General features: G+C 62.6%; 23 protein-coding genes. 15 read left to right on the top strand and 8 right to left on the bottom strand.

Annotation, left to right across the window (positions count from 1 at the left end; genetic code table 11):
- Nucleotides 1-5 precede the first annotated feature (5 nt).
- Complete coding sequence (locus tag ASB58_RS12445; RefSeq protein WP_118131071.1) at nt 6-902, bottom strand: alpha/beta fold hydrolase; 897 nt, start codon at nt 900-902, stop codon at nt 6-8.
- A 3-nt stretch (nt 903-905) separates the two neighbouring features.
- Nucleotides 906-1679, bottom strand: coding sequence for a class II aldolase/adducin family protein (locus ASB58_RS12450; RefSeq protein WP_118131072.1), 774 nt, complete (start codon nt 1677-1679; stop codon nt 906-908).
- A gap of 162 nt (nt 1680-1841) precedes the next feature.
- Here ASB58_RS12450 and ASB58_RS12455 point away from each other — a divergent pair, with 162 nt between their 5' ends.
- On the top strand, nt 1842-2570 hold the full coding sequence (locus tag ASB58_RS12455; RefSeq protein WP_096003186.1) for a Crp/Fnr family transcriptional regulator: 729 nt from the start codon (nt 1842-1844) through the stop codon (nt 2568-2570).
- Here the strand turns inward: ASB58_RS12455 and ASB58_RS12460 are convergent.
- A complete protein-coding gene (locus tag ASB58_RS12460) occupies nt 2567-3019 on the bottom strand; it encodes a flavodoxin domain-containing protein (RefSeq protein WP_118131073.1) in 453 nt (150 codons plus the stop codon). The genes ASB58_RS12455 and ASB58_RS12460 overlap by 4 nt on opposite strands.
- A 127-nt stretch (nt 3020-3146) precedes the next feature.
- Between ASB58_RS12460 and ASB58_RS12465 the strand changes: the two genes are divergently transcribed.
- A complete protein-coding gene (locus ASB58_RS12465) occupies nt 3147-3587 on the top strand; it encodes a PAS domain-containing protein (RefSeq protein ID WP_118131074.1) in 441 nt (146 codons plus the stop codon).
- Between the two features lie 10 nt (nt 3588-3597).
- Here the strand turns inward: ASB58_RS12465 and ASB58_RS12470 are convergent, their stop codons facing one another.
- Nucleotides 3598-4503 (bottom strand): MerR family transcriptional regulator, encoded by a 906-nt coding sequence (locus ASB58_RS12470; protein WP_118131075.1) that lies wholly within the window; start codon nt 4501-4503, stop codon nt 3598-3600.
- A 150-nt stretch (nt 4504-4653) separates the two neighbouring features.
- Between ASB58_RS12470 and folM the strand changes: the two genes are divergently transcribed.
- The 7 genes from folM (at nt 4654) to ASB58_RS12505 (ending at nt 9818) form a co-directional block, all read left to right on the top strand.
- The gene (gene folM, locus ASB58_RS12475) at nt 4654-5391 is read left to right on the top strand and encodes a dihydromonapterin reductase (RefSeq protein ID WP_118131076.1); all 738 of its coding nucleotides are present in this window, start codon (nt 4654-4656) and stop codon (nt 5389-5391) included.
- A gap of 17 nt (nt 5392-5408) precedes the next feature.
- Nucleotides 5409-5972, top strand: a complete 564-nt coding sequence (gene folE / locus ASB58_RS12480) for a GTP cyclohydrolase I FolE (RefSeq protein ID WP_118131077.1) — start codon at nt 5409-5411, stop codon at nt 5970-5972.
- Nucleotides 5973-5974: 2 nt separating this feature from the next.
- A complete protein-coding gene (gene folX / locus ASB58_RS12485; RefSeq protein ID WP_096003192.1) occupies nt 5975-6349 on the top strand; it encodes a dihydroneopterin triphosphate 2'-epimerase in 375 nt (124 codons plus the stop codon).
- A 103-nt stretch (nt 6350-6452) separates the two neighbouring features.
- A complete protein-coding gene (locus tag ASB58_RS12490) occupies nt 6453-6755 on the top strand; it encodes a DUF1244 domain-containing protein (RefSeq protein ID WP_096003193.1) in 303 nt (100 codons plus the stop codon).
- On the top strand, nt 6752-7093 hold the full coding sequence (locus tag ASB58_RS12495; protein WP_118131078.1) for a HopJ type III effector protein: 342 nt from the start codon (nt 6752-6754) through the stop codon (nt 7091-7093). Before ASB58_RS12490 ends, ASB58_RS12495 begins: the two co-directional genes overlap by 4 nt.
- Nucleotides 7094-7097: 4 nt before the next feature.
- Nucleotides 7098-7592 carry an RDD family protein gene (locus ASB58_RS12500; RefSeq protein WP_118131079.1) on the top strand — a complete coding sequence of 165 codons (495 nt, stop codon included), beginning with the start codon at nt 7098-7100 and terminating at the stop codon, nt 7590-7592.
- 117 nt (nt 7593-7709) lie between these two features.
- A complete protein-coding gene (locus tag ASB58_RS12505) occupies nt 7710-9818 on the top strand; it encodes a hypothetical protein (RefSeq protein WP_118131080.1) in 2109 nt (702 codons plus the stop codon).
- Between the two features lie 144 nt (nt 9819-9962).
- Here ASB58_RS12505 and ASB58_RS12510 read toward each other — a convergent pair whose 3' ends face one another.
- The 4 genes from ASB58_RS12510 to lptF all read right to left on the bottom strand — a co-directional run bounded on the left by ASB58_RS12510 (nt 9963) and on the right by lptF (nt 15075).
- Nucleotides 9963-10634 (bottom strand): response regulator transcription factor, encoded by a 672-nt coding sequence (locus tag ASB58_RS12510; protein WP_118131081.1) that lies wholly within the window; start codon nt 10632-10634, stop codon nt 9963-9965.
- Nucleotides 10631-12817: a sensor histidine kinase gene (locus ASB58_RS12515; RefSeq protein ID WP_118131082.1), complete on the bottom strand. Its 2187-nt coding sequence runs from the start codon at nt 12815-12817 to the stop codon at nt 10631-10633. The genes ASB58_RS12510 and ASB58_RS12515 overlap by 4 nt, the downstream gene beginning before the upstream one ends.
- 106 nt (nt 12818-12923) lie before the next feature.
- A complete protein-coding gene (lptG, locus tag ASB58_RS12520) occupies nt 12924-13985 on the bottom strand; it encodes an LPS export ABC transporter permease LptG (RefSeq protein ID WP_096003199.1) in 1062 nt (353 codons plus the stop codon).
- Complete coding sequence (gene lptF / locus ASB58_RS12525; protein ID WP_118131083.1) at nt 13972-15075, bottom strand: LPS export ABC transporter permease LptF; 1104 nt, start codon at nt 15073-15075, stop codon at nt 13972-13974. The genes lptG and lptF overlap by 14 nt, the downstream gene beginning before the upstream one ends.
- A 151-nt stretch (nt 15076-15226) precedes the next feature.
- Here lptF and ASB58_RS12530 point away from each other — a divergent pair, with 151 nt between their 5' ends.
- From ASB58_RS12530 to yejK, 6 genes are all read left to right on the top strand, one after another.
- Nucleotides 15227-16717, top strand: coding sequence for a leucyl aminopeptidase (locus ASB58_RS12530; RefSeq protein ID WP_096003201.1), 1491 nt, complete (start codon nt 15227-15229; stop codon nt 16715-16717).
- Between the two features lie 95 nt (nt 16718-16812).
- Nucleotides 16813-17244 carry a DNA polymerase III subunit chi gene (locus tag ASB58_RS12535; RefSeq protein WP_096003202.1) on the top strand — a complete coding sequence of 144 codons (432 nt, stop codon included), beginning with the start codon at nt 16813-16815 and terminating at the stop codon, nt 17242-17244.
- Nucleotides 17245-17247: 3 nt separating this feature from the next.
- Nucleotides 17248-17724, top strand: a complete 477-nt coding sequence (locus tag ASB58_RS12540) for a hypothetical protein (protein ID WP_118131084.1) — start codon at nt 17248-17250, stop codon at nt 17722-17724.
- A 132-nt stretch (nt 17725-17856) separates the two neighbouring features.
- Nucleotides 17857-20775 carry a valine--tRNA ligase gene (locus ASB58_RS12545; protein WP_118131085.1) on the top strand — a complete coding sequence of 973 codons (2919 nt, stop codon included), beginning with the start codon at nt 17857-17859 and terminating at the stop codon, nt 20773-20775.
- A 15-nt stretch (nt 20776-20790) separates the two neighbouring features.
- On the top strand, nt 20791-22617 hold the full coding sequence (locus ASB58_RS12550) for an SLC13 family permease (protein WP_118131086.1): 1827 nt from the start codon (nt 20791-20793) through the stop codon (nt 22615-22617).
- Between the two features lie 53 nt (nt 22618-22670).
- The gene (gene yejK, locus ASB58_RS12555; RefSeq protein ID WP_096003206.1) at nt 22671-23678 is read left to right on the top strand and encodes a nucleoid-associated protein YejK; all 1008 of its coding nucleotides are present in this window, start codon (nt 22671-22673) and stop codon (nt 23676-23678) included.
- Nucleotides 23679-23703: the final 25 nt, after the last annotated feature.

The following is a 23703-nucleotide window of genomic DNA, read 5'->3' on the forward strand; positions in this document are numbered from 1 at the left end:
CCGGCTCAGGCCGGGGTGTCCGCCGTGTCATTTGCCTGCTGATCACGAAACGCCAGATAGTGCTCCAACACCTGCTCTGGCGCCTCTACCTGGGGATAGTGGCCAATCTGAGGCAAAAGCACCGTATCCGGATTGGGGATCAACTGCCGATAGCGCTCGACCATGTGCGCACCCGACACCGGGTCAACGGCGCCGTCGATTACCCGCATGGGCAAGCGCGTCTGCTGCATGGCACTGACCCAGCGATCCCGATGCACCCGGCGATCGGCCATATAGCGAATCAGCAAATGCATGATTCTGGGCCCCTGATTGAACTCGATCATGCGCCAGAAGGCATCCAGTTCCTCCTCACTGGGCTGGGTCTGCGGCCCAAAAACAGCACCGAAAGTACGCGCCATGCGCTCTCGACTGTAGCGCCTGCCGATCAACGCGCCGATCGGACTCATCAACAGTTTCTGCAGCAGTACCGGATGATGGGTCTCGGGAAACAGACCACCGTTCAAAAAACATACCGAGCGCAAAAAACCCGGCCCCTGCTGGTGCCGCGCAAGCAGCTCCTGAGCCACGCTGTCACCGTAGTCATGTGCCAGTAGGTGATAATCGGAAACTTGCAGATCGCTCATCAGTGCCTGCTGCAGATCGGCCTGATCCAACAGGTTGTAGGGGTAGTGCCTGGGCTTGTCGGAAAACGCGAAGCCAATCATGTCCAGCGCAATGACCCGGTAACGTTCGGCCAGCGCCTGCCAAATGTAGTGCCAATCCCAGGAGCCAGAGGGAAAGCCGTGAATCAGCAGAAGCGGTTCGCCCGCCCCTGCCTCCCACCAGCGAATCTGGTGGCCGCGGTAACTGAAAACCCGCCCCTGGGCGACCCAGTCGTCCAGGGGGTTGCCGGTATCAGCCATGATTCAGGCGTCGTAACCCGGATTCACCCGATCCAGCTTGCGCAGCAGTGCCGGCCAGGCGATACCGGCACCGGCACCGTTGGTTGCCTTTTTCATGCTCGCAGCTGCGCCGTCGAGCACCGCTTGCGGAATCGGGATCAGCTCCGCGTTCTGCGCCTGCGCACGGACCTGGATTTCACAGCAACGCTGCAGCGTATACATGGTCAGGAAGGCTTCCGCCACCGACTTGCCACAGGTCAGCAAGCCATGGTTGCGCAGTACCAGGTTGTTGGCACGGCCCAGATCGGCCTGCAGGCGCGGCTTCTCCTCTTCGTTCAGCGCGACGCCTTCGTAGTCGTGGTAGGCCAGGCTGCTGAGGACAAAGATGGACTGCTGGGAAATCGGCAGAATGCCGTCTTTCTGGGTGGATACCGCGATACCGGCGGCGGTGTGGGTGTGCATCACACAGTTGGCGTCATGACGCACTTCGTGAATGGCGCTGTGAATGGTGAAGCCAGCGGGGTTGACGTCATAGGGGGACTCTTCAACCTTGTTGCCTTGCAGGTCGATCTTGACCAGGTTGGACGCGGTCACCTCTTCAAACATCAGCCCGTAGGGGTTGATCAGAAAGTGCTCGGTGCCCGGGATCTTCGCAGAGATGTGGGTAAACACCAGATCGTCCCAACCATACATTGCAATCAACCGATAGGAAGCCGCCAGTTCGACACGGACTTTCCACTCTTCGGCACTGACCTTGTTTTTCAGGCTGATCTCGGACAGCGAATGCACTGCGTTCATCGGGGTAACCCTCTATTGTTGGAATAATGTAATTGACCCAAAGGGTCTGCTGACGCTACAGGACATCCCCACTGCGCTGCGGCATACTGTGGGGCGTTCGGTATGAGGGGAGTCTAGACCGTGACGGCAAAGCGGACTGTCAAACAAATTACAGTGTCCGACATGGGCAACAGCCCGATGCTGGCCAAACTGCTGCAGAAGAACCGCTGGTTTGGCGAGCTGCCACAGGATGTGCTCGATGAGCTGCTGGCCCTTGGGCGCGTGCGCGCACTGCAGGATGGCGAGTTTGTCTACGCCAAGGATGACCAGCCAGACGGCCTGTATGGCGTCATCAGCGGTAGCGCGCGCATCAGCAATATTGGTCAGGACGGACGCGAGGCGGTACTGGCGATCCTCAGCCCCGGCAGCTGGTTTGGTGAGATATCGCTGTTCGACGGCTTGCCGCGCTCCCATGACACCGTCGCCAGTGGACCGACCGAGTTGCTGATGATCCCCCGCACCGGCTTTCACCAGATGCTGGAGCGCCGTCCCGAGCTGTATCCGCTGTTCATGCGCCTGCTGTGCCGGCGCATACGTATCTCGTTCGCCATGCTCGAAGACAGTGCCCTGCTACCGCTGTCCTCTCGCCTGGCCAAGCGCCTGCTGATGCATGCCCACAACTACGGGCAGACTGACGACGACGGACGTCGGCCCTGTGTCCAGCTATCGCAGGAATCGCTCGGTCAAATGCTCAACAGCTCGCGTCAGAGCATCAACAAACTGTTGAAACAACTGGAAGCTCTGGGCTGGCTGCAGATTCAGTATGGCCAGATTCTGCTGCTGGACGAGGACGCCCTGACGCAACTGGCCAGCGGCGCCCCCTTGCCACGAGGAACCCGGATAGCGCCCTAGCCGCGCAAGGCAGCAATAAAGTCCTGCAACCAGGGCTCAGCGTCGGTGTCCGGGGTAACAGTTTCACTGGCGTCGAGGCGCAACATCGGCAGCGCCTCGCTACCCTGCAGCTCCAGCAGCAGCTCGCGCATCTGCTCTCCGCCCTGACAGAAGGTATCGCCGTAAGCTGAATCGCCCAACGCAATCACCCCGAAAGGCACACCGGTAAACAGCGGAAAACGGTCGCGCATGGAGTGAAACAGCGGCGCCAGACTGTCAGGCAACTCACCCATGCCGGTGGTCGAGCAGCACACCAGCAGCGCTTCAGGCGCCAACGCCAGCAACGCGTCCAGCTCCAGCGGGCGCAGGCGGCTCACCGTCAGGCCCGCTGCCTGACACATCCCCTGCGCTTCGTCTGCCACCAGGTCCGCTGTACCGAATACTGACCCACTGATGATCACCAGATGCATGCCTACTCCCGCTGTTATTGAACTGGCCGGCCATTATGCCGCAAGGCAAGGGTTCAGGTCGCCTCATAGCTGGACAGCAGACGACGCTGCTATAAAATGTGGCCAGAATCCATTACGCGGGTGTCGAATGATCAACGCCAAGCTGCTGCAACTCGTCGTCAACGCATCCAACGACGGCATCGTAGTCGCCGAACAAGAAGGCGACGACAACATCCTCATTTACGTCAACCCGGCATTCGAGGCACTGACCGGCTACTGCGCCGATGAAATCCTCTACCAGGATTGCCGCTTTTTGCAGGCTGACGACCGCGACCAGGAAGCCCTTCAGCAACTGCGCGACGCCATCAAGGCGCACCAGCCGTGCCGGGTAACCCTGCGCAACTACCGCAAGGACGGCAGCCTGTTCTGGAACGAACTGTCAGTCACCCCGGTGCTCAACGACGCTGACCAGCTGACGTACTTCATTGGCATTCAAAAGGATGTCACTGCCGAGGTGGAAGCGCGCCAGCGGGCGCTGGCATTGGAAGAAGAGCTGACCGAGCTGCGCAACGCTCAGACGCCAAACTAGCACTTAACGCTCAAGCGTCGAAGCGACCCGCCAGCAACTGACGAGCCCGGTCCATCAGGGCCTGGCCGACCTCGCCAAGTCGTGAAATTCCCAGCGCCGCAAGTTCCTCATCCTGCAGCGCGCAGCAACTACCGGCCATGGCGACCGGACAGGCCACCCCCTGATTCAGGCGCGGCAAGGACTGGCTCAGCAGACGCCGGTCCAGCGCCTGATCACTGAACAGCACCACCGCCGCCGTGGTGCTGTGCTCGACCAGCGGCAGCAGGCTGCCCACATCAGGTGCGTCGCCGAGCAGCAGCAGATTGACGCCGATCTCACGCAGCAGCACGGCCACCATCAGCATGTCGAGCTCGGCCTCACGCCCCTGCAGATTGACCAGCAGCAGGGTCACGTGTCCTGGCTCCAGGTAGCCCGCTCGCTGCGCCAGGCGCCCTCGCAGGAAACTGTCGAGCAGTGCAGCGGATGCCGACCCGCCAATCTGACGGCGGTGCAGCGGCCGCAGCACAGACACCAGGGCAGTCACCAGCGGGACTTCCGTCAGCAACTGCGCATACAGCCGCTCCAGCAACAGCGGATCGCCCTGCAACAGCGCCTGATCCAATCGCTGTTGCCAGAAGTCGTAGCGTGAGAAGGCGCCATCATCCAGCGGCGCCTGTGCCTCGTCGACGTCCCCCCGATCCAGAATGCCGGCCACCTTGCTGACCGGGACACCACGCGCAATCCACTGGGTAACGCTGCGCACACGCTCGATATCCTGCAACGAGTACAGGCGGTGACCGCCATCGGTACGATGCGGGACCAACAGCCCGTAGCGCCGCTCCCAGGCGCGCAGGGTGATCGGGTTCACGCCGGTCAGGCGCGACACCTCGCGAATGGGGTACAGCGTCTGACGCGCCGCTTCAGGAGTCTGGTTCATGATCGGGATCCATAGCAGGCCGTAGCCAACACTAAAAACCTGTACAGTGTACAACAATGTTATACATTAGTGGCGACAGCGAGCGCGGCTCGGCGTGCTACCATTGCGCCCTTTTTATTCACAACCGACGGCATTCCAGCGACTCACAGCATGCAGGCAGTCAGGCAAGACACACCGCACAGCAACCTGAATGGGTCTACCATCGTCATCACCGGCGGTGCGCAGCGCGTCGGATTGTACTGCGCCGAGCGCCTGGCTGCCGACGGTTTTCAGGTACTTATCACCTGCCGGCGTCTGCGCGATGAGTGGCAGCAGCACCCGCTGGCACCGGGCATCGTGCCGATGCTGGCCGATTTTTCGACCGTGCCGGGCATCACACAGTTCATCGACGACCTGAAAGAACGCGCACCGGCGTTGCGGGCGATCATCCACAACGCCTCATTGTGGCTGGACGATGCCGCCGGTGCCGACGCTCTGCAGCAGATGTTCATGGTGCACATGCAGGCGCCCTACCTGATCAACCAGCAGTGCCGTGAGCTGTTCCCCGCTGGCGCACCGGCCGACATCATCCACCTCACCGATGACGTCACCCGCAAGGGCAGCGCCAAGCATATCGGCTACTGCGCGAGCAAAGCCGGGCTTGAGGCGCTGTCGCGCTCCTTCGCCGCGCGGCTGGCACCCCAGATCAAGGTCAACGCCATCGCACCGGCGCTGATCATGTTCAACCCCGAAGACGATGCCGACTACCGCAAGCGTGCGCTAGCCAAATCCGCGCTGGGCATGGAGCCCGGGCCGGAGGTCGTCTACCAGTCCATTCGCTATCTGATGGACAACCCCTATATCACCGGAAGCTGCCTGCCATTGAACGGCGGCCGGCACCTCAAGTAAGCCCACGAGATACTGCCATGAGCCTGGAAAATCTGACCAACAACTACCGCGAGATCCTCACCAACCTGGGTGAGCAGCCGCAGCGCGACGGCCTCAAGGGCACTCCCGAACGCGCCGCCAAAGCCATGCAGTTTCTCTGTCGCGGCTACACCCAGTCACTGGATGAGATCGTCAACGGCGCGCTGTTTGACTCCGACAACGACGAGATGGTGATCGTCAAGGACATCGAACTCTACTCGCTGTGCGAGCACCATATGCTGCCGTTCATCGGCAAGGCGCACGTTGCCTATATTCCTACCGGCAAGGTCATTGGCCTGTCCAAGGTCGCGCGCATCGTCGACATGTTCGCCCGCCGCCTGCAGATTCAGGAAAACCTCACACGGCAGATTGCTGAAGCCATCCAGCAGATGACCAACGCCGCCGGTGTCGCCGTGGTGATCGAGGCCAAGCACATGTGCATGATGATGCGCGGCGTCGAGAAGCAAAACTCGTCGATGCACAGCTCGGTGATGCTCGGCGCCTTCCGCGAGTCGGTCAACACCCGCCAGGAATTCCTGCAACTGATCAGCCGGAGCAACTGACCATGAGCCAGCTTGCTCCGGGCCTGGCGCGCATCCGCATCAAGAATTTGCGCCTGCGTACCTTTATCGGTATCAAGGAAGAGGAAATCCTCAACCAACAGGACATCCTGATCAACGCCACCATTCTCTATCCGGCGGACGACGCTGTGAGTGTCAACCAGATTGAACAGGCGCTGAACTACCGCACCATCACCAAGGCCATGATTCGGCATGTCGAGGAGAATCGCTTCGCCCTGCTGGAGCGTCTGACCCAGGAGCTGCTCGACATCGTCATGCAACACCAACAGGTGCACTATGCCGAGGTCGAAGTAGACAAGCCGCATGCCCTGCGCTTTGCCGAGTCCGTTTCCATCACCCTCAGCGCCGCGCGCCACTGAGGCTGATTGACAATACCCGGTAGCCAATTATCCTTGCGCTCAGAGTCGGCGCGCGGCTGCCGCGCGCCATGCCCCACAACAGACGCATGAAGGAAAGCCGATCATGACCAAGCAAGAGCGTCTTGAACTGGAAGCTGCGGCCTTCCGCAACCTGGTCAGCCACCTGCGCAGTCGCAAGGATGTGCAGAACATCGACCTGATGACGCTGGCCGGTTTCTGCCGCAACTGCCTGTCCAAATGGTACAAGGCCGCAGCCGATGACATGGACATCGAGCTGAGCATGGACGAAGCCCGCGAAGCGGTCTACGGCATGCCCTACGCCGAGTGGAAGGCTAAATATCAGACCGAAGCGACCCCGCAGCAGCAAGCCGCCTTCGACAAGGCACAGAAACAGGACAAAGCATGACCGCCGAGCAGTTCATCGCCCGCCTGGGCAACCCGGAACACCAATTCGCCGAAACGCTGGCGTTTATCGATGCGACCTACGAACACCAGCCAACGGCCTTCGATAACGGCCCGGTACACAACAGTGCCGAGCAGAATCAGGGCTCATGCAAGGTGCTGGCGATGTCGCTGGACCTGGGCCTGAGCGATGAACAGGCACTGCAGTGCTTTGCCGAGCACTACCGCTCGGTACTGGCGACACCCGAGGGCAGCGACCACGGCAATATCCGCGCACTGATGCAGGGCGGTCTGAGCAAGGTCAGCTTTGCCGGCAGCCCGCTCACCCGACGTCAGGGCTGACCCCATGGCCGTCAAGCAGCTACGGCCGGTCGGTGATTTCCCACCCACCGGTATCTTCCGCCGCCTGTTCGCCGCCGGTTACGACCTGTTGCTGCTGCTGGCCGCATTGATGGTCACCACCCTGCTCTACCTCGGCGCCCACATCCTGATCAGCGGCGAGCCCGCCGCACATCAGCAAGCAGAAGAGGGTGCCTATGTCGGCGACCCAATCCTCACGCTTATCGTGCTGGTGGTGACCGTCGCCTTCTACACCTGGTTCTGGACCAAGAAAGGTCAATCGCTGGGCATGCAGGCCTGGCGCATTCGCCTGCAACAGCCTGACGGGCGAACCATTACCGGACGTCAGGCGCTGATTCGTTTGGCCGTCGCGCAGGCGTCCTGGCTATGCGCCGGCCTGGGCTTTTTCTGGCAGCTGTGGGACCGCCAGGCCCGCACCTGGCACGATATCGCCTCCGGCACGCAACTGGTCACCCTGCCGAAGGGCACCTTCAAGGACTGACCAGCCCATACCCAAAACAGGGTACTGTCTCATCCAGTACCCTTTTCAGGGTACGACTCGCGCCAACAGGCTATCCAGAATCCCTTGGGCTACCACGCACATCAAGGGACCTTCTGCATGCATACTTCAAAAAAATGGCCACTGGCCCTCGCAATCTCTTCCACCCTGACGCTGACTGCCTGCCTCGGCGGCGGCGGCGGTGGAGGCGGGAGCGACGGCGGCGGGAACGCTGGCGCCAGTACCACCCGCTACTCGCTGACCGTGGGCACCCCGGCGACCACGGCCGCGACCGCTCTATCTGCGCAGGAGCGCATCGCCCAGGCGATCATCGACTTCCTGATCACCCCGGCACTGGCCGATACTTTTGATGACCTCGACCCATCCACCTTCCGTGTCATCACCATCGAGGCCGACGGGACCCTGGTCGAGCTCGGCCCTGACGAGTTCACTGCCGACGCCGATGACGAGAGTGACGGCTATATACTCGAGCTGCCCTTCGCTTCGCGTATCAACAGCTATATCGAAATCCCCCTGCCGGCGGGCATCAGCTACACCACGCCAACCACGCGAAGCGACCTGTTCGCCAACCCGCTGACGACGTTTGTCACCCAGCAAATCGCCAGCCGTACCGCCCAGTTCGATGAGCTGACGCTGGACGAGGTGGATCAGATTATCGAGGCCGTGCTGGAGATGGCCAACGACCCGGCGGTGCAGGCAGAGTTGGAACAAGCCATCAATAGCAGCGCCAGCACCGAACAACTGCTCGACCAGGTCGGCGCCAGACTATCGGCCGCCATAGAACAGCAATTCGACGACAAGGCCGCTCCCTCGCTCGACAGCAGCGCGGCCAACCAGGCTTCTGGCGGTTACTACAGCGAAAACATGACCGTTGGCGGCTACGCCGACCAGGGCGCCGGCATCCTGCTGGGCGGCAATCGCAGCAGCGCGATCGAGCTGGATATTACGGGCGACACCGGCACATTCAACGTACCGGCCAACACCTTCAAGGAAATGGAGATCGTGGTGGGTGTGGGCGCCTACAGCAACACTTACTCCCGGGCCTGGATCGACGACGAGGCCGACAGCGGCAGCTTCAGCGCCGATGCCCGCGGCATTCTGTTTGCCGAAAGCGAAGCGCTGGAAGACTACGAAAAAGGCAGCGATGACGTCGATAGCTGCGAAACCCAAACCGCCGACTGCCGTGACCGCGAGTACAGCAGCGCCTTGCGCTTCACCGCCGCCGGCCCGGCCAGCGCCCCGCTGGACGTGATGATCGGCTCCGAGTTTTACACCCGCGAGGTGCGCGACGACGCCAACTCCCCGCAGCTTCAGGTGCTCAACCAGACCCTGGATGTCATGCTGCGCCGCGCCAGCCAGATGCCCACGGTTGACGGCCGGTACGGCGTCATCGAACTGCTGTTTGAAGGCGGCGACACTGATCTTGATATCTATGTGTACAACAATCTGCTCGATATCGACGGCACGCAGGGTAGTTACTGCGAGCAGGGCCGCCGCACGCTGGAGATCAACCCGCAGTTGCTCAGCTATCAGTTTGACCGCTTCACCTACCAGGCCTGCCAAGGCGATGAAGGCTGGGACTGGGATGACCCGAATGTCGGCGAGAGTGGCAGCTTTCCGCTCAGCGTCGCCAGCGACGGCAAGCTGGTACTGGATGAAGAACTGCAGGGCTATGCCTCACCGGATGGCCGCACCTTGCTGCTGGGGCTTGAAGCCACCGAGGTACTCGACGGCGCCATTGAAGAAAACGACGGAGAGCAGCACTTTCGTCAGCTGCTGCTGGCGGTCAAGCCCGCCAGCAGCAGCAATCTGGCCAACCGCACATATCGCCTGATGGCGATCGGTCTGTACGCCGAATCGGGTCTGGTTGAGCCAACCCGCCTGAACGCGGGCAGCCTGCGCTTTGACGCTGAGGGCAACGCCGAAATGACCGCTGCCTGGCACTGGCAGCAGGTGACCGAGTCCGGTTTTGCCGACGCCAGCGTCAATGAGCAGTTCACCCTGGCATTCGATACCGACATCAACGAGGGCGCGCTGCAGCTGCAAGCGGTGCAGGGCAACAACGATGGTGGTGTGCTGACCTTCACCGCCGACGGCTACGTCCAGGAAGGCGAACGCCTGATCGTGCTCGGCGCCAGTGGCGAAAACTCGGAAGGGGGCGACTTCACCGGCATGATGATCGGGGTGTGCACCAACTGCGACGAGTAATCGCTTTCTCGCAGAACCCAGAGCGCCCGGCACCCTGCCGGGCGCTCTGCCAATAGGCGAGACTCTATAACCGTCACGCCCCCCCTGCCAGCAAATAGCGCCCGGCAAAACAGCATGTAAAACGGCCACCGCGCCTGGCAACCGCTAGTTGATCAGCCCCATGCGGATGGCTTCCTGCACCGCCTGCGCCCGGCTGCTGATACCCAGCTTGGCGTAGATATTCTTGATGTGCTTGGCGGCCGTGTGATAACTCACACCCAGCATGTCCGCCGCTTCCGCCGTCTTGTAACCGTTGCCGATCACCAGTAGAAATTCCTGCTCACGTGCACTCAGGCGCTCGACATTGTCCACCTCGGGCAGCCCACGCCGCTGCAGCTCGGTCGCGCCGCCCTGCGGCGCTTGCTGGAAGTAGCCCAGCATCCGCTGGGCGATCTGCGGTGACAGCGGAGGCACGCCCTTGACGATCCCCAGTAGCGCGCTGGCAATCTGCTCCTGCGGATCCTCCTTCAGCAGGTAGCCGTTAGCCCCGGCCTGCAGCGCAGGAAACAGGTGCATATCGTCGTCGTACATGGTGGCGACCACCAGTTGCGCTTCCGGGTGCTGCTGGCGACATTGGCGAATGAAGTCCACCCCGGAGCCGTCTGGCAATTGCAGGTCAACCAGACACAGCTCCGGCGCCCGCTCATGCAGCGCCTGGCAGGCACTGCGCAGAGTGCCGCAGAAGCGGACATCCGCATCCGGCCAGGCCAGGCGCGTTGCGTCGGCCAGCCAGCGCTGGGCATCCTTGAGGTCTTCCAGAATCAGTATGTGTTTCATGTCTGCTGTCCGCCTCCCAACGGAATCTCACAGCGCATGGCCAGCCCGCCTTCCAGCGGACTCCACCATACGATCTCCCCTCCCAGTTCCTCGCTGCGCTGTCGCATGCCGCGCAAGCCGACCCCGTCGCCGTCCAGACGCGCGGCCTGCAGGCCGCCGCCATCGTCCCTGTACTCCAGGATCAAACACTCGCCGGCAAGCCAGAGGCGCACGTGCACGGTTGCAGCCGCTCCGTGCTTGAAGGTATTGGAGCAGGCCTCACGCAGAATGCGCGACAGGTTACGCTCGATTCGTGGGCTCAACAGCCAGCTGCGCGCCGCCGGGTCCAACTGCATGTCCAGCGCAAGGCCAAACAGCCGGCAACGCTCACGCGCCTCGGCCTGCCAGCGCGCATAGCTTTGCTGCAACTGCACAGCCCCTTTCTGCAACCCCTGAATCACCTCGCGCAACTCGCGCAGGCAGTCACGCGCCAGCTGCTGCAGCTCGTCGCTACCCTGCGCGCGGTACACCACCGACAACAGCCGCGCGCCCACATCATCATGCAGGTCACGCGCTACCCGCTGGCGCTCACTGATCACGCCGGTCTGATAGGAGTGGTGGTACTGCTGGGCATAGCTGAACAGGGTCAGTGCCTGCTGACAGAAATCCAGGTCCTTGCGATCAAACAGGCGCCGCCCGCCCGCGGCGTAACTGAGAACCTGTGCCGGCCCCTCGTCGACCGCCGGCACAGCAAGACGCAAGCCGTTGTCCCGGATCTCTGGCTGACCGACCACCTCGTCAGCCTCCTCAATGCGCAGCGGGTCATATATTTCCTGCAGCGCCTTGCGCCACTGCGCCGGGATCGGCCGCTGGTACTCAAATGCCTGCTGCAGGATACGTGGCAGGCGCTGATGCAGTGCACCGCGCGGGTTATCAGGCGCCAGCCAGAGCAAAAAGCCCTGGCGAATCGGCAAATACACCCAGCCGACCACCGCCAGCGAAACCAGCAGGCCCATGCTGGTTTCCAGATCCAGCAGCAGAATCAGAAAGGCGTCCAGCACAATAAACAGCACGCCAAAGGCAAACCAGAACCAGGCCAGCAGGATCCAGCGATCCAGATCGAACAACCGATAGCGTACGATCCCCAGGGCAATGCCCAGATAGGTCAGCACAAAAAATGCCCAGGCGTGGGTCTGATGGGCAACCGAGGGATAACCGATCACCTGCGGAAAGACGACCAGCAACAGGTAACCGAAGGCACCGGCAAACCAGGCGGCCAGCAGCCATTTCAGCCGCGCGCGGGCCACCGGCTCATAGCGGGTCCAGCGCCATTGAATGCAGGCAAACAGGATGTCCACGGCAAACCACGCCAGTAGCGGATAACGGGCAGCAATATCCAGATTCGGCCACCACTGCAACCAGTTGGCGGCCAGCGTGGCCAGCACCACCGGCAGCATAAAGCGTTCAAAGGGAAAGCGGCCCAGCCGCAGCGGGTAGTACCAGAACAACGCCGTACCCGTGCCGGCGAACAGCATGGCGCCGGCCTGATTGGCCCGCGAGAGCAACAGGAACCAGTCTGGCGCCAGGGTCAGTTCCCGCGTGGTGTAGACGGCGCTGGCGATGATGGCCACAGCAATGGCCAATCCCGCCAGGGCATAAAGCAAGGGGCCACGCTCGGTCTGCACGAACGCCCAGGCAGCCACGCCCATCAGCAGCACCGCCAGGCCGCATACCACCTGATACCAGAACAGCAACGGCAACTGGATCAGCCCGCGCGCCCCCTCCGGCTGCAGACTTACCCAGCGCGCAGGGGTAGGCGGACCACTGTCGACAGCGAGTGGCTGCACCCGCAACTGCACGTCCTGGCCATGCAGGATGTCCCACAGCTGGGCGTGACGTTCGAAGAAACGGTTATAAACGGCGAATTCGCGGGCGTCGTCGGGTTCCGCCACCGCGTCCCAGCTTTCCAGCGACAGCGTGCCGGTACTGCTGCGCAGCGCCAGCAGCACTTCACCCTTGTGCACCTGACCAGCAACGGGCCCGTCGGCGTCGACCCGGCTAATACGCACTCCTTCTGGCGAGGGCACCGCAGTGAATCCCAGCCACGGCTGACCGGAGGCCACATGCAGAGCCAGAAAGAACAACAGCAGCGCTATCGCCAGGCCGGCGGAGAGCACGCGAAAAGGCGGTGTTTCCTTGAACATCGGACGGAGCAATCCTGCTTACCTGTCGAACATCAGCAAGGCAAGCATGCCCTAGCAGGGGCGACGGGTCACCCCTTCAAGCGGAAAATGCTGGCAAAAAGCCTTATCAGCCGGCGCGCCGCATCAACCAGGCGCCCAGCGCCAGCAACAGCGCGATGGGCAGCAACACCGCAATCAACGGCGAAAAACCGAACACCAGACTGGACGGCCCCAGCAGGTCCTGAACGATCTGGAATACAAACCCGACCAGCACCCCGGTGAACAGCCGCTGGCCCATGGTGACCGAGCGCAGCGGACCAAAAATAAAGGACACCGCCACAAACACCAGCACCGCCGTGGCCAAGGGCTGGAAGAGTTTTTTCCAGAAGGCCAGCCAGTAGCTCTGGTTGTTCAGGCCCTGCTCGGCCAGGTATTTCTGATAGCGCCAGATACCGGTCAACGGCAAGGCATCAGCCTCCAGCAACACCACCTGCAACAACTCGGGTGACAGGTGCACGTCCCAGCGCTCCTGCAGGTTCACGGTCACCGAGCTTGCGCCGGTGTCGGCAAAATGCGTCGAACGCACATCTTCCATCAGCCAGTCGTCCTCTTGCACGGCTGCGCGGCTGGCAAAACTGGCCTCCAGCAGACGTCGCTGGTCATCAAAGCGGTAGCGGGTGATGCCGTAGAGCACTCCGTTGGGCTGCACCGCGTTGATGTGCAGAAAGTCATTGCCTTCGCGGTGCCATAGCCCCTTGGACTTCAGCGCCTCGTCACTGCCCTCGGCGATCGCCTTGCGGCTTTCCGCCAGGTTGGCGGTATAGGGCGCGATGTACTCGCCAATCCCCACGCCCAGCACCATCAACAGCAGCAACGGCTTCATGACCGCGAGGGTGATCCGCGCAATGGACACGCCCGAGGCGCGCATGATGGTCAACTCCGAGTTGCTGGCCAGGGTGCCCAGGCCCACCAGGCAGCCGACCAGCGCCGCCAGCGGCAACAACTCGTGCACCCGTGCCGGCAACGACAGCAGGGTGTAGACCAGCGCCTGCAAGGGGCCGTAGCCCCCTTCCACGTCGTCCAGTTCGTTGATGTAGGAGAACAGCAGATCCAGCCCCAGGATCACCGCCAGAACCGCCAGAATGCCCAGCAGCACCGCACTACCGATGTGTCGATCAAGCCGCCGCATGCTGACCTCCCTTGGCCTGACGCGGCGCAAACAGCGCATCGCGATTGAGCACCACGCCAATCAGCAAAAACAGCCCGTGCACCCACCACAGCCCCAGCGCTGGCGGCAGCTTGCCCGACTCGATCCAGCCGCGAGCGCTGATCAACAGCGCCAGATAGGCCATATACAGCAGGATCGCCGGCAGCAGCTTGAGGAAGCGCCCCTGACGCGGATTGACCCGCGCCAGCGGCACCGCAAAGAAGGCCACAATCGGCACCAACAGCGGAATCGCGATGCGCCACTGCAACTCGGCGCGCTCGTCCAGCCCGCGCTCACTCAGCAACTGAGCGGTCGACATAGCCTCGCGATCGCTGACCTCGGTCTGCACTTCGGGCTTGGGCAACAGGACACCGTAGGTATCGTAGGAAATGGTTCTGAAGGCGGGCGAGCCAGGCTGCCCCTCGTAACGGTACCCCTGATTAAGCACCAGATAACGACTGCCGTCCGCATTCAGCTCCTGGGTGCCGGATTCGGCCACCAGCACCCCGAGCACCGCATCTTCGCCGTCGCCGCGGCGCTCGGTAATAAACACATCCTGCAACTCGGTGCGGTCTTCGGACAGACCACCGGCGTAGGTCACCCGCTGACCACTGCCCAGCGCCTGAAAGCGTCCGGCCGCCAAGGTGTCAAATTCGGTCAGCGCATCCTGCTGGTTCAACAGCTGCTGGGTTTTCAGCACGCCACCCGGCGCCACCCAGAAACTCAGCAGCGCCACCAGCAGCGCAACCAGCAAGGCCGGCCCCTGGGTGTAGCCAATCAGCTTGCGATCACTCATACCCGTGGCAGACAGCACGGTCATCTCGCTGTCGAGGTACAGCCGCCCGTAAGCCAGCAAAATACCGAGAAACAGCCCTAGCGGCAGAATCAGCACCATAAAGCCCGGCAGCCGATAGGCCATGATGACAAACAGCACAGACGCATCCAGCTGACCGGCAGCGGCCTGCGCCAGATACTTGATGAAGCGGCCACTCATAATGATCAGCAGCAGTACACCGCTGACCGCAGTCAGTGTCCACAGCACTTCACGGCTGAGATAACGGAAAACAATCACGAAACAGGTCCTTGGCTCCGGGGTCTTTAAGGGCCGGCGCGAATAGGCCAGAATGCGGGGCAGACATGTCTGCCAGCAGCAGCCCGACAGACACCCGCGGGAATTTGCCCGTATTATCAGTCAATCATCTCGATTTGTCTTGGGGAGCACCATGGAGTTCAACGTTAAGCACGGCGCACTGGAAACCATCAAATGTGGCTGGCTGGTCGTCACCGTCAGCGAAGGCAAGGCCCTGACCGGCCCGGCAGCCGAGCTGGACAAGGCCTGCGGCGGCCAACTGGGCACCGCTCTGAAGAACGGTGACCTCTCCGGCAAGAGCGGCAGCAGCCTGACCCTGTTTGCCCTGCCCGGTGTCGCCGCCCAGCGTGTACTGCTGCTAGGCAGCGGCAAGGACGAGCCCCTGAGTGACCGTGCCTGGCGCAAACTGGCGCAACAGGCGCTGAGAACCATCAAGGCCGGCCCGGCTGGTGATGCTGTGTTCGCGCTGTCTGGCACCGTGAAGAACCGCGACCTGGCCGGCCAGGCACGACTGCTGGTCGAAGCCTGCCACGACGTGCTCTACACCTTTGATCAATTCAAGAGCAAGAAAGCCGACAAGCCAAAGCTGAAGAAGATCAACCTGTGGAGCGCCGACAAGGCCGATGCCACCGCGCTCAAGCGCGCCATCGCCGAGGGCACTGCCATCAGCGATGGCATGGCGCTGACCCGTGATCTGGGCAACCTGCCCGGCAACGTCTGCACACCGACCTACCTAGCCAACCAGGCCAAGGCGCTGGCCAAGGCGCACAAGGGCCTTGAGGTGGAAGTGCTCGATGAGAAGGCCATGAAAGCCCTCGGCATGGGCGCCCTGCTGGCGGTCAGCGCCGGCAGCGCCGAGCCGGCCAAACTGATCCGCATCAGCTACAACGGCGGCAAGGCCAAGGACAAGCCGCACGTGCTGGTCGGCAAGGGCATCACCTTCGATACCGGTGGCATCAGCATCAAACCAGCCGCGACCATGGACGAGATGAAATATGACATGTGCGGCGCCGCGACCGTCTTCGGCGTGCTCAAGGCGGTGGTCAGCCTGCAGCTGCCGATCAACGTAACCGGTCTGATTGCCTCGGCCGAGAACATGCCCAGCGGCACCGCGACCCGTCCGGGCGACATCGTCACCAGCATGTCCGGCCAGACCATCGAAATCCTCAACACCGATGCCGAAGGCCGGCTGGTACTCTGTGACGCACTGACCTACGCCGAGCGCTTCAAACCCGCCAGCGTCGTCGACATTGCCACCCTGACCGGCGCCTGCATCGTCGCCCTGGGCAGCAATGCGTCCGGCCTGATGGGTAACAACGATGAGCTGATCAACCAACTGCTGACTGCCGGTACCGAGGCAGGCGACCGCGCCTGGCAACTGCCACTGTTCGACGAGTATCAGGAGCAGCTGGACAGCCCCTTTGCCGACATGGCCAACATCGGCGGCCCCAAGGCCGGCACCATCACCGCCGGCTGCTTCCTGTCGCGCTACACCAAGGCCTACCCCTGGGCGCACCTGGACATCGCCGGCACCGCCTGGATCAGCGGCGGCAAGGACAAAGGCGCCACCGGCCGCCCGGTTCCGCTGTTGATGCAATATCTGCTTGATCAGGCCAAGGCCTGATCAAGCAGCCACAAGCTGCAAGCGACAAGCCTCAAGCCTGATCGGTGAGAAGGTTTTAACTTGCAGCTTGCGGCTTGAAGCTTGAAGCTACCTTTATGACCCGCATCGATTTTTACCTGCTCTCCAGCGACCAGCCGCAAACGCGGCTGGCGTATGCCTGCCGCCTGGCGCACAAGGCCTGGCAGAAAGGGCATCGCGTGTACCTGCACTGCGCGTCCGAGCAAATGTGTCAGGAGCTGGACGCACTCTTATGGTCGTTTCGGCGTGATGCCTTTGTGCCTCACGTCATCCTTGGCGAGGGCCCGGAGGAAGCAGTGAGTTGCGGCAATGGCGAGCAGCCAGGCAGTCACGCCGACCTGCTGATCAACCTGTCAGAACAGACGCCTGGCTTTTTCAGCCGCTTTCAGCGCATGGCGGAAATTGTCGTCGAAGATGACAGCGTGCGCTTGCCGGCGCGCGAGCGCTTCCGTTTTTACCGGGAGCGGGGCTATCCTCTACACTCCCATCAAATACGGACAGCGGGATGACCCATGAAGCAGCGCGACCCTTCGGAGCCCTCACGACTGCTGGAAGACCTGGAATCCATCCGCACCCTGCTTGATGAGCATCCCGAGCCTGAGGTGGGTGACGACGGCCAACTCGACATCCCGCTGCTGCAGGACGTCATCCTCAACCCTGACGAGCCGCCGCTGAGCGCCGTCGAACACCCTGCCCCGCCGCTGACCAGCGGTATGGCCAGCAGATCACCCAACCCGTTTCTGCCCTACGCTTCACTGGCCAAACTAGCCGAAGAGCGCATGCAGCTGGACCAGATCATGGCCCAGCAGAGCCCCCTCTCTGCCGTCCCCAGCTCGCCGCGCGAAGCCCGCCTGGAAGCACGCCTGCAGGCTGAGGCACAGTTGCTGCTGCAGGAGGTCATCGACGATCTGATGCCGACCATCGAAGACGAGCTGCGCAAGCGCATGCAGGGCAAGCTGCAGCAACTGGTGCGTGAACAGCTGAAATAACCCCTGCGGGCTGGGCCATCCCCCCTCCTGACCGCTATAATGGCGGTTTTCTCTGCGCCTACTTCGCCTGCGGCCACTCGAGCCGCGCGACCGCGCTGATCGCCCATCGTCAACCGGATAGCCAGCACACCCATGGACAAGACTTACCAGCCCCACGCCATCGAAACTTCCTGGTACCAGACCTGGGAGCAGAACAACTACTTTGCCCCTCAGGGCTCGGGCGAGTCCTACACCATTGCCCTGCCGCCGCCGAACGTCACCGGCAGCCTGCACATGGGCCACGGCTTCAACAACGCGATCATGGATGCACTGATTCGCTTCCGCCGCATGCAGGGTCGCAACACCCTGTGGCAACCGGGCACCGACCACGCCGGTATCGCCACCCAGATGGTGGTCGAGCGCCAACTGGCCGCACAGGGCGTCAACCGCCACGACCTGGGCCGCGAGAAGTTTCTCGAAAAAGTCTGGGAATGGAAGGAAGAGTCCGGCGGAAACATTACTCGCCAGATTCGTCGTCTGGGCAGCTCGGTCGACTGGAGCCGCGAGCGCTTCACCATGGATGACGGCCTGTCAGAGGCAGTCAAGGAAGCCTTCGTGCGCCTGCATGAAGACGGCCTGATCTACCGCGGCAAGCGCCTGGTCAACTGGGACCCGAAACTGCACACCGCGATTTCCGATCTGGAAGTAGAGAACCACGACGAGCAGGGCTCGCTGTGGAACCTGCGCTACCCGCTGGCTGACGGTGCGACCACCGCGGATGGCAAGACCTACCTGATCGTCGCCACCACCCGCCCGGAAACCATGCTGGGTGACAGCGCGGTGGCAGTAAACCCGGAAGACGAACGCTATCAGGCGCTGATCGGCAAGTTTGTCGAGCTGCCGCTGGTCGGCCGCCGCATCCCGATCATTGCCGATGATTACTGCGACCCGGAGTTCGGCACCGGCTGCGTGAAGATGACCCCCGCCCACGACTTCAACGACTACGAAGTCGGCAAGCGCCACAGCCTGCCGCTGATCAACGTCCTCGACCAGAACGCCGCCGTCCTGGCCCGCGCCCAGGTGTTCAACATCGACGGCAGCGTCAACAACGAGATCGACGCCACCCTGCCCGAGGCCTACGCCGGCATGGACCGCTTCGAGGCGCGCAAGAAGATCGTCGAGGACTTCGACGCTCTCGGTCTGCTGGAGAAGATCGAGCCGCACGCCCTCAAGGTGCCCAAGGGCGACCGCTCCGGCGTGGTCATCGAGCCGTGGCTGACCGACCAGTGGTACGTCTCCACCAAGCCGCTGGCCGAGCCGGCGATTGCTGCGGTTGAAGACGGCCGCATCCAGTTCGTGCCCAAGCAGTACGAGAACATGTACTTCAGCTGGATGCGCGACATTCAGGACTGGTGCATCTCCCGTCAGCTGTGGTGGGGCCACCGCATCCCGGCCTGGTACGACGCCGCCGGCAACGTCTACGTCGGCCGTGACGAAGAGGAAGCCTATCGCAAGGCGCTGGAAGCCAACGACCGTGAAGCGGAAGCCGAGCTGCCGACCCTGGAGGAGCTCAAGAATGCCGCCTCGGCCTGCGGCCTGGGCGTGCTGCGTCAGGATGAGGACGTACTCGACACCTGGTTCAGCTCCGGCCTGTGGACCTTCTCCACCCTCGGCTGGCCAGAGCAAACCAAGGCGCTGAAAACCTTCCACCCGACCGACGTACTGGTGACCGGTTTCGACATCATCTTCTTCTGGGTCGCGCGCATGATCATGCTGACCATGCACCTGATGAAGCATGACGACGGCACGGCGCAGATCCCGTTCAAGACGGTCTACGTGCACGGTCTGGTGCGCGACGGTCAGGGCCAGAAGATGTCCAAGTCCAAGGGCAACGTGCTCGACCCGCTGGACATCATCGACGGCATCGACCTCGAATCACTGGTACAGAAACGCACCAGCGGCATGATGCAGCCCAAGCTGGCGGCCAAGATCGAAAAGCAGACCCGCGCCGAATTCCCGGACGGTATCGCCGCCTACGGTACCGACGCGCTGCGCTTCACCAACTGCTCGCTGGCCTCCACCGGCCGTGACATCAAGTTCGACATGGGCCGCGTCGAGGGCTACCGCAACTTCTGCAACAAGATCTGGAACGCCGCGCGTTACGTGATGATGCAGTGTGAAGACAAGGACTGCGGCGCCGCTGGCGAAACCGTCGAGCTGACCCTGGCTGACCGCTGGATCATCTCCCAGCTGCAGCGCACCGAAGCAGAAGTCACCCGTCAGCTGGACCAGTTCCGCTTCGACCTGGCCTCCAACGCGCTCTACGAGTTCATCTGGAACCAGTACTGTGACTGGTATCTGGAGCTGTCCAAGCCGGTCCTGTGGGACGAGAACGCTCCGGCCGAACGCCAGCGTGGCACCCGCCGCACCCTGGTTCGGGTACTGGAAACCGCGCTGCGCCTGGCGCACCCGTTCATGCCCTTCATCACCGAAGAGATCTGGCAGCGCATCGCGCCCATGGCCGGCAAGCAGGGTGACACCATCATGCTGCAACCCTGGCCGGTTGCCGCCGAGGACCGCATCGACAGCGCCGCCGAGGGCGACATCGAGTGGCTCAAGGCGCTGATTCTGGGCGTGCGTAACATCCGCGGCGAAATGAACGTGGCTCCGGGCAAGGCACTGGATGTACTGCTGCGCAAGACCACCGCCGAAGACCTGCGTCGTCTGGGCGACAACGAGACCTTCCTGAAGAAACTGGCCAAGCTGGAGTCGATCCGCGTCCTTGGCGACGACGAGGAGGCGCCTCTGGCCGCCACCGCGCTAGTCGGTGAGCTGGAAGTGCTGGTTCCCATGGCCGGTCTGATCGACAAGACTGCCGAGCTGGCGCGCCTGGACAAGGAAATCGGCCGCCTGGAAGGCGAAGTCAAGCGCGTAGGCGGCAAGCTGTCCAACCCGGGCTTTGTCGACAAGGCACCGCCGGCAGTGATCGACAAGGAGCGCGCCAAGCTGGCCGAGGCAGAAAAGGCACTGACCCAGCTGAGCGAGCAGCGCGCTCATATCGCCAGCCTGTAAGCGCGGAGGCGGCGCATGGGCGTGGACCTGGGGATAGTACTCGCACTGCTGCTGGCCAGCGTGGTGCTGTTTATCCTCAACAAACCACGGATGGATGTGGTTGCCCTGCTGGTCATCCTCGCCCTGCCGCTCAGCGGCATCCTCACTCTGGAGGAGACCCTGAGCGGCTTCAGCGACCCCAGCGTGCTGCTGATCGCAGCGCTGTTCGTGATCGGTCAGGGCCTGGTCAGTACCGGCATCGCCTACCAGTTGGGCGACTGGATCATCCAGCGCTCGGGCAACAGCGAAACCCGCCTGTTGATTCTGCTGATGCTGACCGTCGCCGGCCTCGGTGCGGTCATGAGTTCCACCGGCGTGGTCGCCATTTTCATCCCCATCGTGCTGAGCATTGCCAATCGTCTGGGCAGCTCGCCCGCGCGCCTGCTGATGCCGATGAGTGTCGCCGGCCTGACCAGCGGCATGCTGACGCTGGTCGCGACCGCTCCCAACATGGTGGTGCACAGTGAGCTGGTGCGCAGCGGTGATGACGGTTTCGGTTTTTTCAGCATCACCCCCATCGGCTTGACCGTATTGGCGGTGGGCATCGGCTACATGCTGCTGACCCGGCGCTGGCTGGATCGCCGCCCAGCAGGCAAGCCGGCGCCGCCAAGACAAACCATGGCGGCCCTGGCAGCGCGCTACCGCCTGACCGACCGTGAGCGGCGCTTGCGTGTGCGGCCTGATTCCCCACTGGCCAACCAGCCGTTGAATGCACTGTCGCTGCGTTCCGAATACGGCATCAATGTCATTGCACTGGAGCGCCCGCAACGGCTTCGCACCCTGCTGCTGGTCGCCACCGGCAACAACATGGTGCAGGCCGGGGATATCCTGCTGGTGGATCTGGCCAGCCCGGCGATTGCGCTGGTCGGCGTCTATCAGCAACTGGGTCTGCAAGCCGAGCCGCTGAGTGACTCCTACTACAACCGCCACGCCCATCAGCTGGGGCTAGCCGAGGTGGCGCTGCCGCCGGAGTCTGCGCTGCTGGGCAAGACAGTGCAGGGGCTGGGCTTTCGCAGCGAATATCAGCTCAACGTGGTCGGCCTGCGGCGTCAGGGTCAGGCGCTGGATGGCCTGCTGATCGACGAGCGGCTGAAATCCAGCGATACCCTGCTGGTCGCCGGCAGCTGGAAGGCCATCAACCGCCTGCACGGCCTGAGCCGAGATGTGCTGCTGCTCAGCGTGCCGGCGGAGGTGGACGAAGTCGCCCCGACCAAACGCAAGGCGCCCTACGCCCTGCTGAGTCTCGGCGTGATGATCGCGCTGATGGTCAGCGGCGTGGTCCCTAATCTGCTCGCGGCACTGATCGGCTGCCTGCTGATGGGCGCGTTTCGCTGTATCGACATAGACAGCGCCTGGCGCTCCATCCACTGGCCCAGCCTGCTGCTGATCGTCGGCATGCTGCCCTTTGCCCTGGCTCTGCAGAAGACCGGCGGTATCGACCTGGCCGTCAACGGCCTGCTGCAGCTGCTCGGCGAGGCCGGGCCACGCGCCCTGATCGCCGCGCTGTTTGCCCTGACGGCGGTGATCGGCCTGTTTATCTCCAACACGGCTACCGCCGTACTCATGGCCCCGGTGGCCATCGCAACCGCGCAGGCGCTGGACCTGTCCCCCATGCCGTTCGCCATCACCGTTGCGGTAGCCGCCTCCGCCGCTTTCATGACGCCGGTATCCTCACCGGTCAACACCCTGGTGCTGGCCCCCGGCGGCTACCGATTCATCGATTTTGTGCGCGTTGGTGTGCCACTGACGCTGCTGGTCATGATGACCAGCGTGATATTGATACCCTGGCTATTTCCGCTCTAGCCGCGGATTTGCTAACGTTCGGCCTCTGACGCCGGCCAGCCTGGAAAGCCCTTATGCCCATCGACAACAGCATCGTTCACCAGATACACAAGAAGCCCGACGGCCAACCCGCCAGCCTGACCCTGCGCGAGGCCGAGCTGGCCAGCTCGCAGGCGCTGGAGCAATTGCTGGCCGGCTTGATCGAGGCCTACAACAGCAAGCCCAACAAGGCCTGGGGCTATTTCCATGAGGAAAGCGGCGCCTACCCGTTCAGCGGCTGGCTGCAGCAGCTGATCGACCAGGAACTGGACTTTGTCCGCTTCTCCACTCAGGCCACCGAGCACCTGAAGACCTTGATGGAAGGCTCCAACCTGGCCCTCGGCGGACACGTGCTGTTCATCCGCTACCGCCAGGGCATGACTGCGTTTCTGGTCATCGCACTGCTGCACCACACTGAAGGCGTCACCGTGACCGACGAGCTGGACGTGGCCGCTGCCCGCCACCTGGACCTGTCCAGCCTCAACATGGCCGCGCGCATCAACCTGACCGAGTGGAAACAGAACGCCAGTGCGAAGAACTACATTTCCTTTATTCGCGGGCGCAGCGGCAAGCGGGTATCGGACTACTTCCGCGACTTTATCGGTTGTGTGGAAGGGGCCAATCCTGAGGAAGAAACCAACACGCTGCTGCAGGCCTTCAGCGATTACGTCGGCGAGGCGTCGCTGGAACCCGAACTGGTGAAGGACAAGGCCAAGGCCATGAGCAGCTACGTGAACAGCCAGACCCGCGCCGGTGAGCAGGTGGCGCTGGAGGAGCTGTCAGGCGTGCTGGATGAAGAACACCCCCGCGCCTTCTACGACTATATCCGCAACAAGGATTACGGTCTTAACCCGGAGATGCCGGCTGACAAGCGGGCGATCAACAACTTCCTGCGTTACTACGGCAAGGCCGACGGGCTGTCGATCAGCTTTGAGTCGCACCTGCTCGGCGAGCGTGTGGAGTACGACGAGAGCGAAGACGCACTGGTCATCCGTCACCCGCCCAAAGGGCTGGTACAGCAACTGCGCAACAAGCGGCGCTGAGCACAGGTCAGAGGCCTGTCGGCCC

Origin of the sequence: Pseudomonas abyssi, assembly GCF_003444685.1 — a bacterium.
GTDB lineage: Bacteria > Pseudomonadota > Gammaproteobacteria > Pseudomonadales > Pseudomonadaceae > Halopseudomonas > Halopseudomonas abyssi.

What these genes read in the sequence shown, in the direction of transcription:
- ASB58_RS12445 (WP_118131071.1), bottom strand. Translation starts at nt 902, where the DNA reads ATGGCTGATACCGGCAACCCCCTGGACGACTGGGTCGCCCAGGGGCGG.
- ASB58_RS12450 (WP_118131072.1), bottom strand. Translation starts at nt 1,679, where the DNA reads ATGAACGCAGTGCATTCGCTGTCCGAGATCAGCCTGAAAAACAAGGTC.
- ASB58_RS12455 (WP_096003186.1), top strand. Translation starts at nt 1,842, where the DNA reads ATGGGCAACAGCCCGATGCTGGCCAAACTGCTGCAGAAGAACCGCTGG.
- ASB58_RS12460 (WP_118131073.1), bottom strand. Translation starts at nt 3,019, where the DNA reads ATGCATCTGGTGATCATCAGTGGGTCAGTATTCGGTACAGCGGACCTG.
- ASB58_RS12465 (WP_118131074.1), top strand. Translation starts at nt 3,147, where the DNA reads ATGATCAACGCCAAGCTGCTGCAACTCGTCGTCAACGCATCCAACGAC.
- ASB58_RS12470 (WP_118131075.1), bottom strand. Translation starts at nt 4,503, where the DNA reads ATGAACCAGACTCCTGAAGCGGCGCGTCAGACGCTGTACCCCATTCGC.
- folM (WP_118131076.1), top strand. Translation starts at nt 4,654, where the DNA reads ATGCAGGCAGTCAGGCAAGACACACCGCACAGCAACCTGAATGGGTCT.
- folE (WP_118131077.1), top strand. Translation starts at nt 5,409, where the DNA reads ATGAGCCTGGAAAATCTGACCAACAACTACCGCGAGATCCTCACCAAC.
- folX (WP_096003192.1), top strand. Translation starts at nt 5,975, where the DNA reads ATGAGCCAGCTTGCTCCGGGCCTGGCGCGCATCCGCATCAAGAATTTG.
- ASB58_RS12490 (WP_096003193.1), top strand. Translation starts at nt 6,453, where the DNA reads ATGACCAAGCAAGAGCGTCTTGAACTGGAAGCTGCGGCCTTCCGCAAC.
- ASB58_RS12495 (WP_118131078.1), top strand. Translation starts at nt 6,752, where the DNA reads ATGACCGCCGAGCAGTTCATCGCCCGCCTGGGCAACCCGGAACACCAA.
- ASB58_RS12500 (WP_118131079.1), top strand. Translation starts at nt 7,098, where the DNA reads ATGGCCGTCAAGCAGCTACGGCCGGTCGGTGATTTCCCACCCACCGGT.
- ASB58_RS12505 (WP_118131080.1), top strand. Translation starts at nt 7,710, where the DNA reads ATGCATACTTCAAAAAAATGGCCACTGGCCCTCGCAATCTCTTCCACC.
- ASB58_RS12510 (WP_118131081.1), bottom strand. Translation starts at nt 10,634, where the DNA reads ATGAAACACATACTGATTCTGGAAGACCTCAAGGATGCCCAGCGCTGG.
- ASB58_RS12515 (WP_118131082.1), bottom strand. Translation starts at nt 12,817, where the DNA reads ATGTTCAAGGAAACACCGCCTTTTCGCGTGCTCTCCGCCGGCCTGGCG.
- lptG (WP_096003199.1), bottom strand. Translation starts at nt 13,985, where the DNA reads ATGCGGCGGCTTGATCGACACATCGGTAGTGCGGTGCTGCTGGGCATT.
- ASB58_RS12530 (WP_096003201.1), top strand. Translation starts at nt 15,227, where the DNA reads ATGGAGTTCAACGTTAAGCACGGCGCACTGGAAACCATCAAATGTGGC.
- ASB58_RS12535 (WP_096003202.1), top strand. Translation starts at nt 16,813, where the DNA reads ATGACCCGCATCGATTTTTACCTGCTCTCCAGCGACCAGCCGCAAACG.
- ASB58_RS12540 (WP_118131084.1), top strand. Translation starts at nt 17,248, where the DNA reads ATGAAGCAGCGCGACCCTTCGGAGCCCTCACGACTGCTGGAAGACCTG.
- ASB58_RS12545 (WP_118131085.1), top strand. Translation starts at nt 17,857, where the DNA reads ATGGACAAGACTTACCAGCCCCACGCCATCGAAACTTCCTGGTACCAG.
- ASB58_RS12550 (WP_118131086.1), top strand. Translation starts at nt 20,791, where the DNA reads ATGGGCGTGGACCTGGGGATAGTACTCGCACTGCTGCTGGCCAGCGTG.
- yejK (WP_096003206.1), top strand. Translation starts at nt 22,671, where the DNA reads ATGCCCATCGACAACAGCATCGTTCACCAGATACACAAGAAGCCCGAC.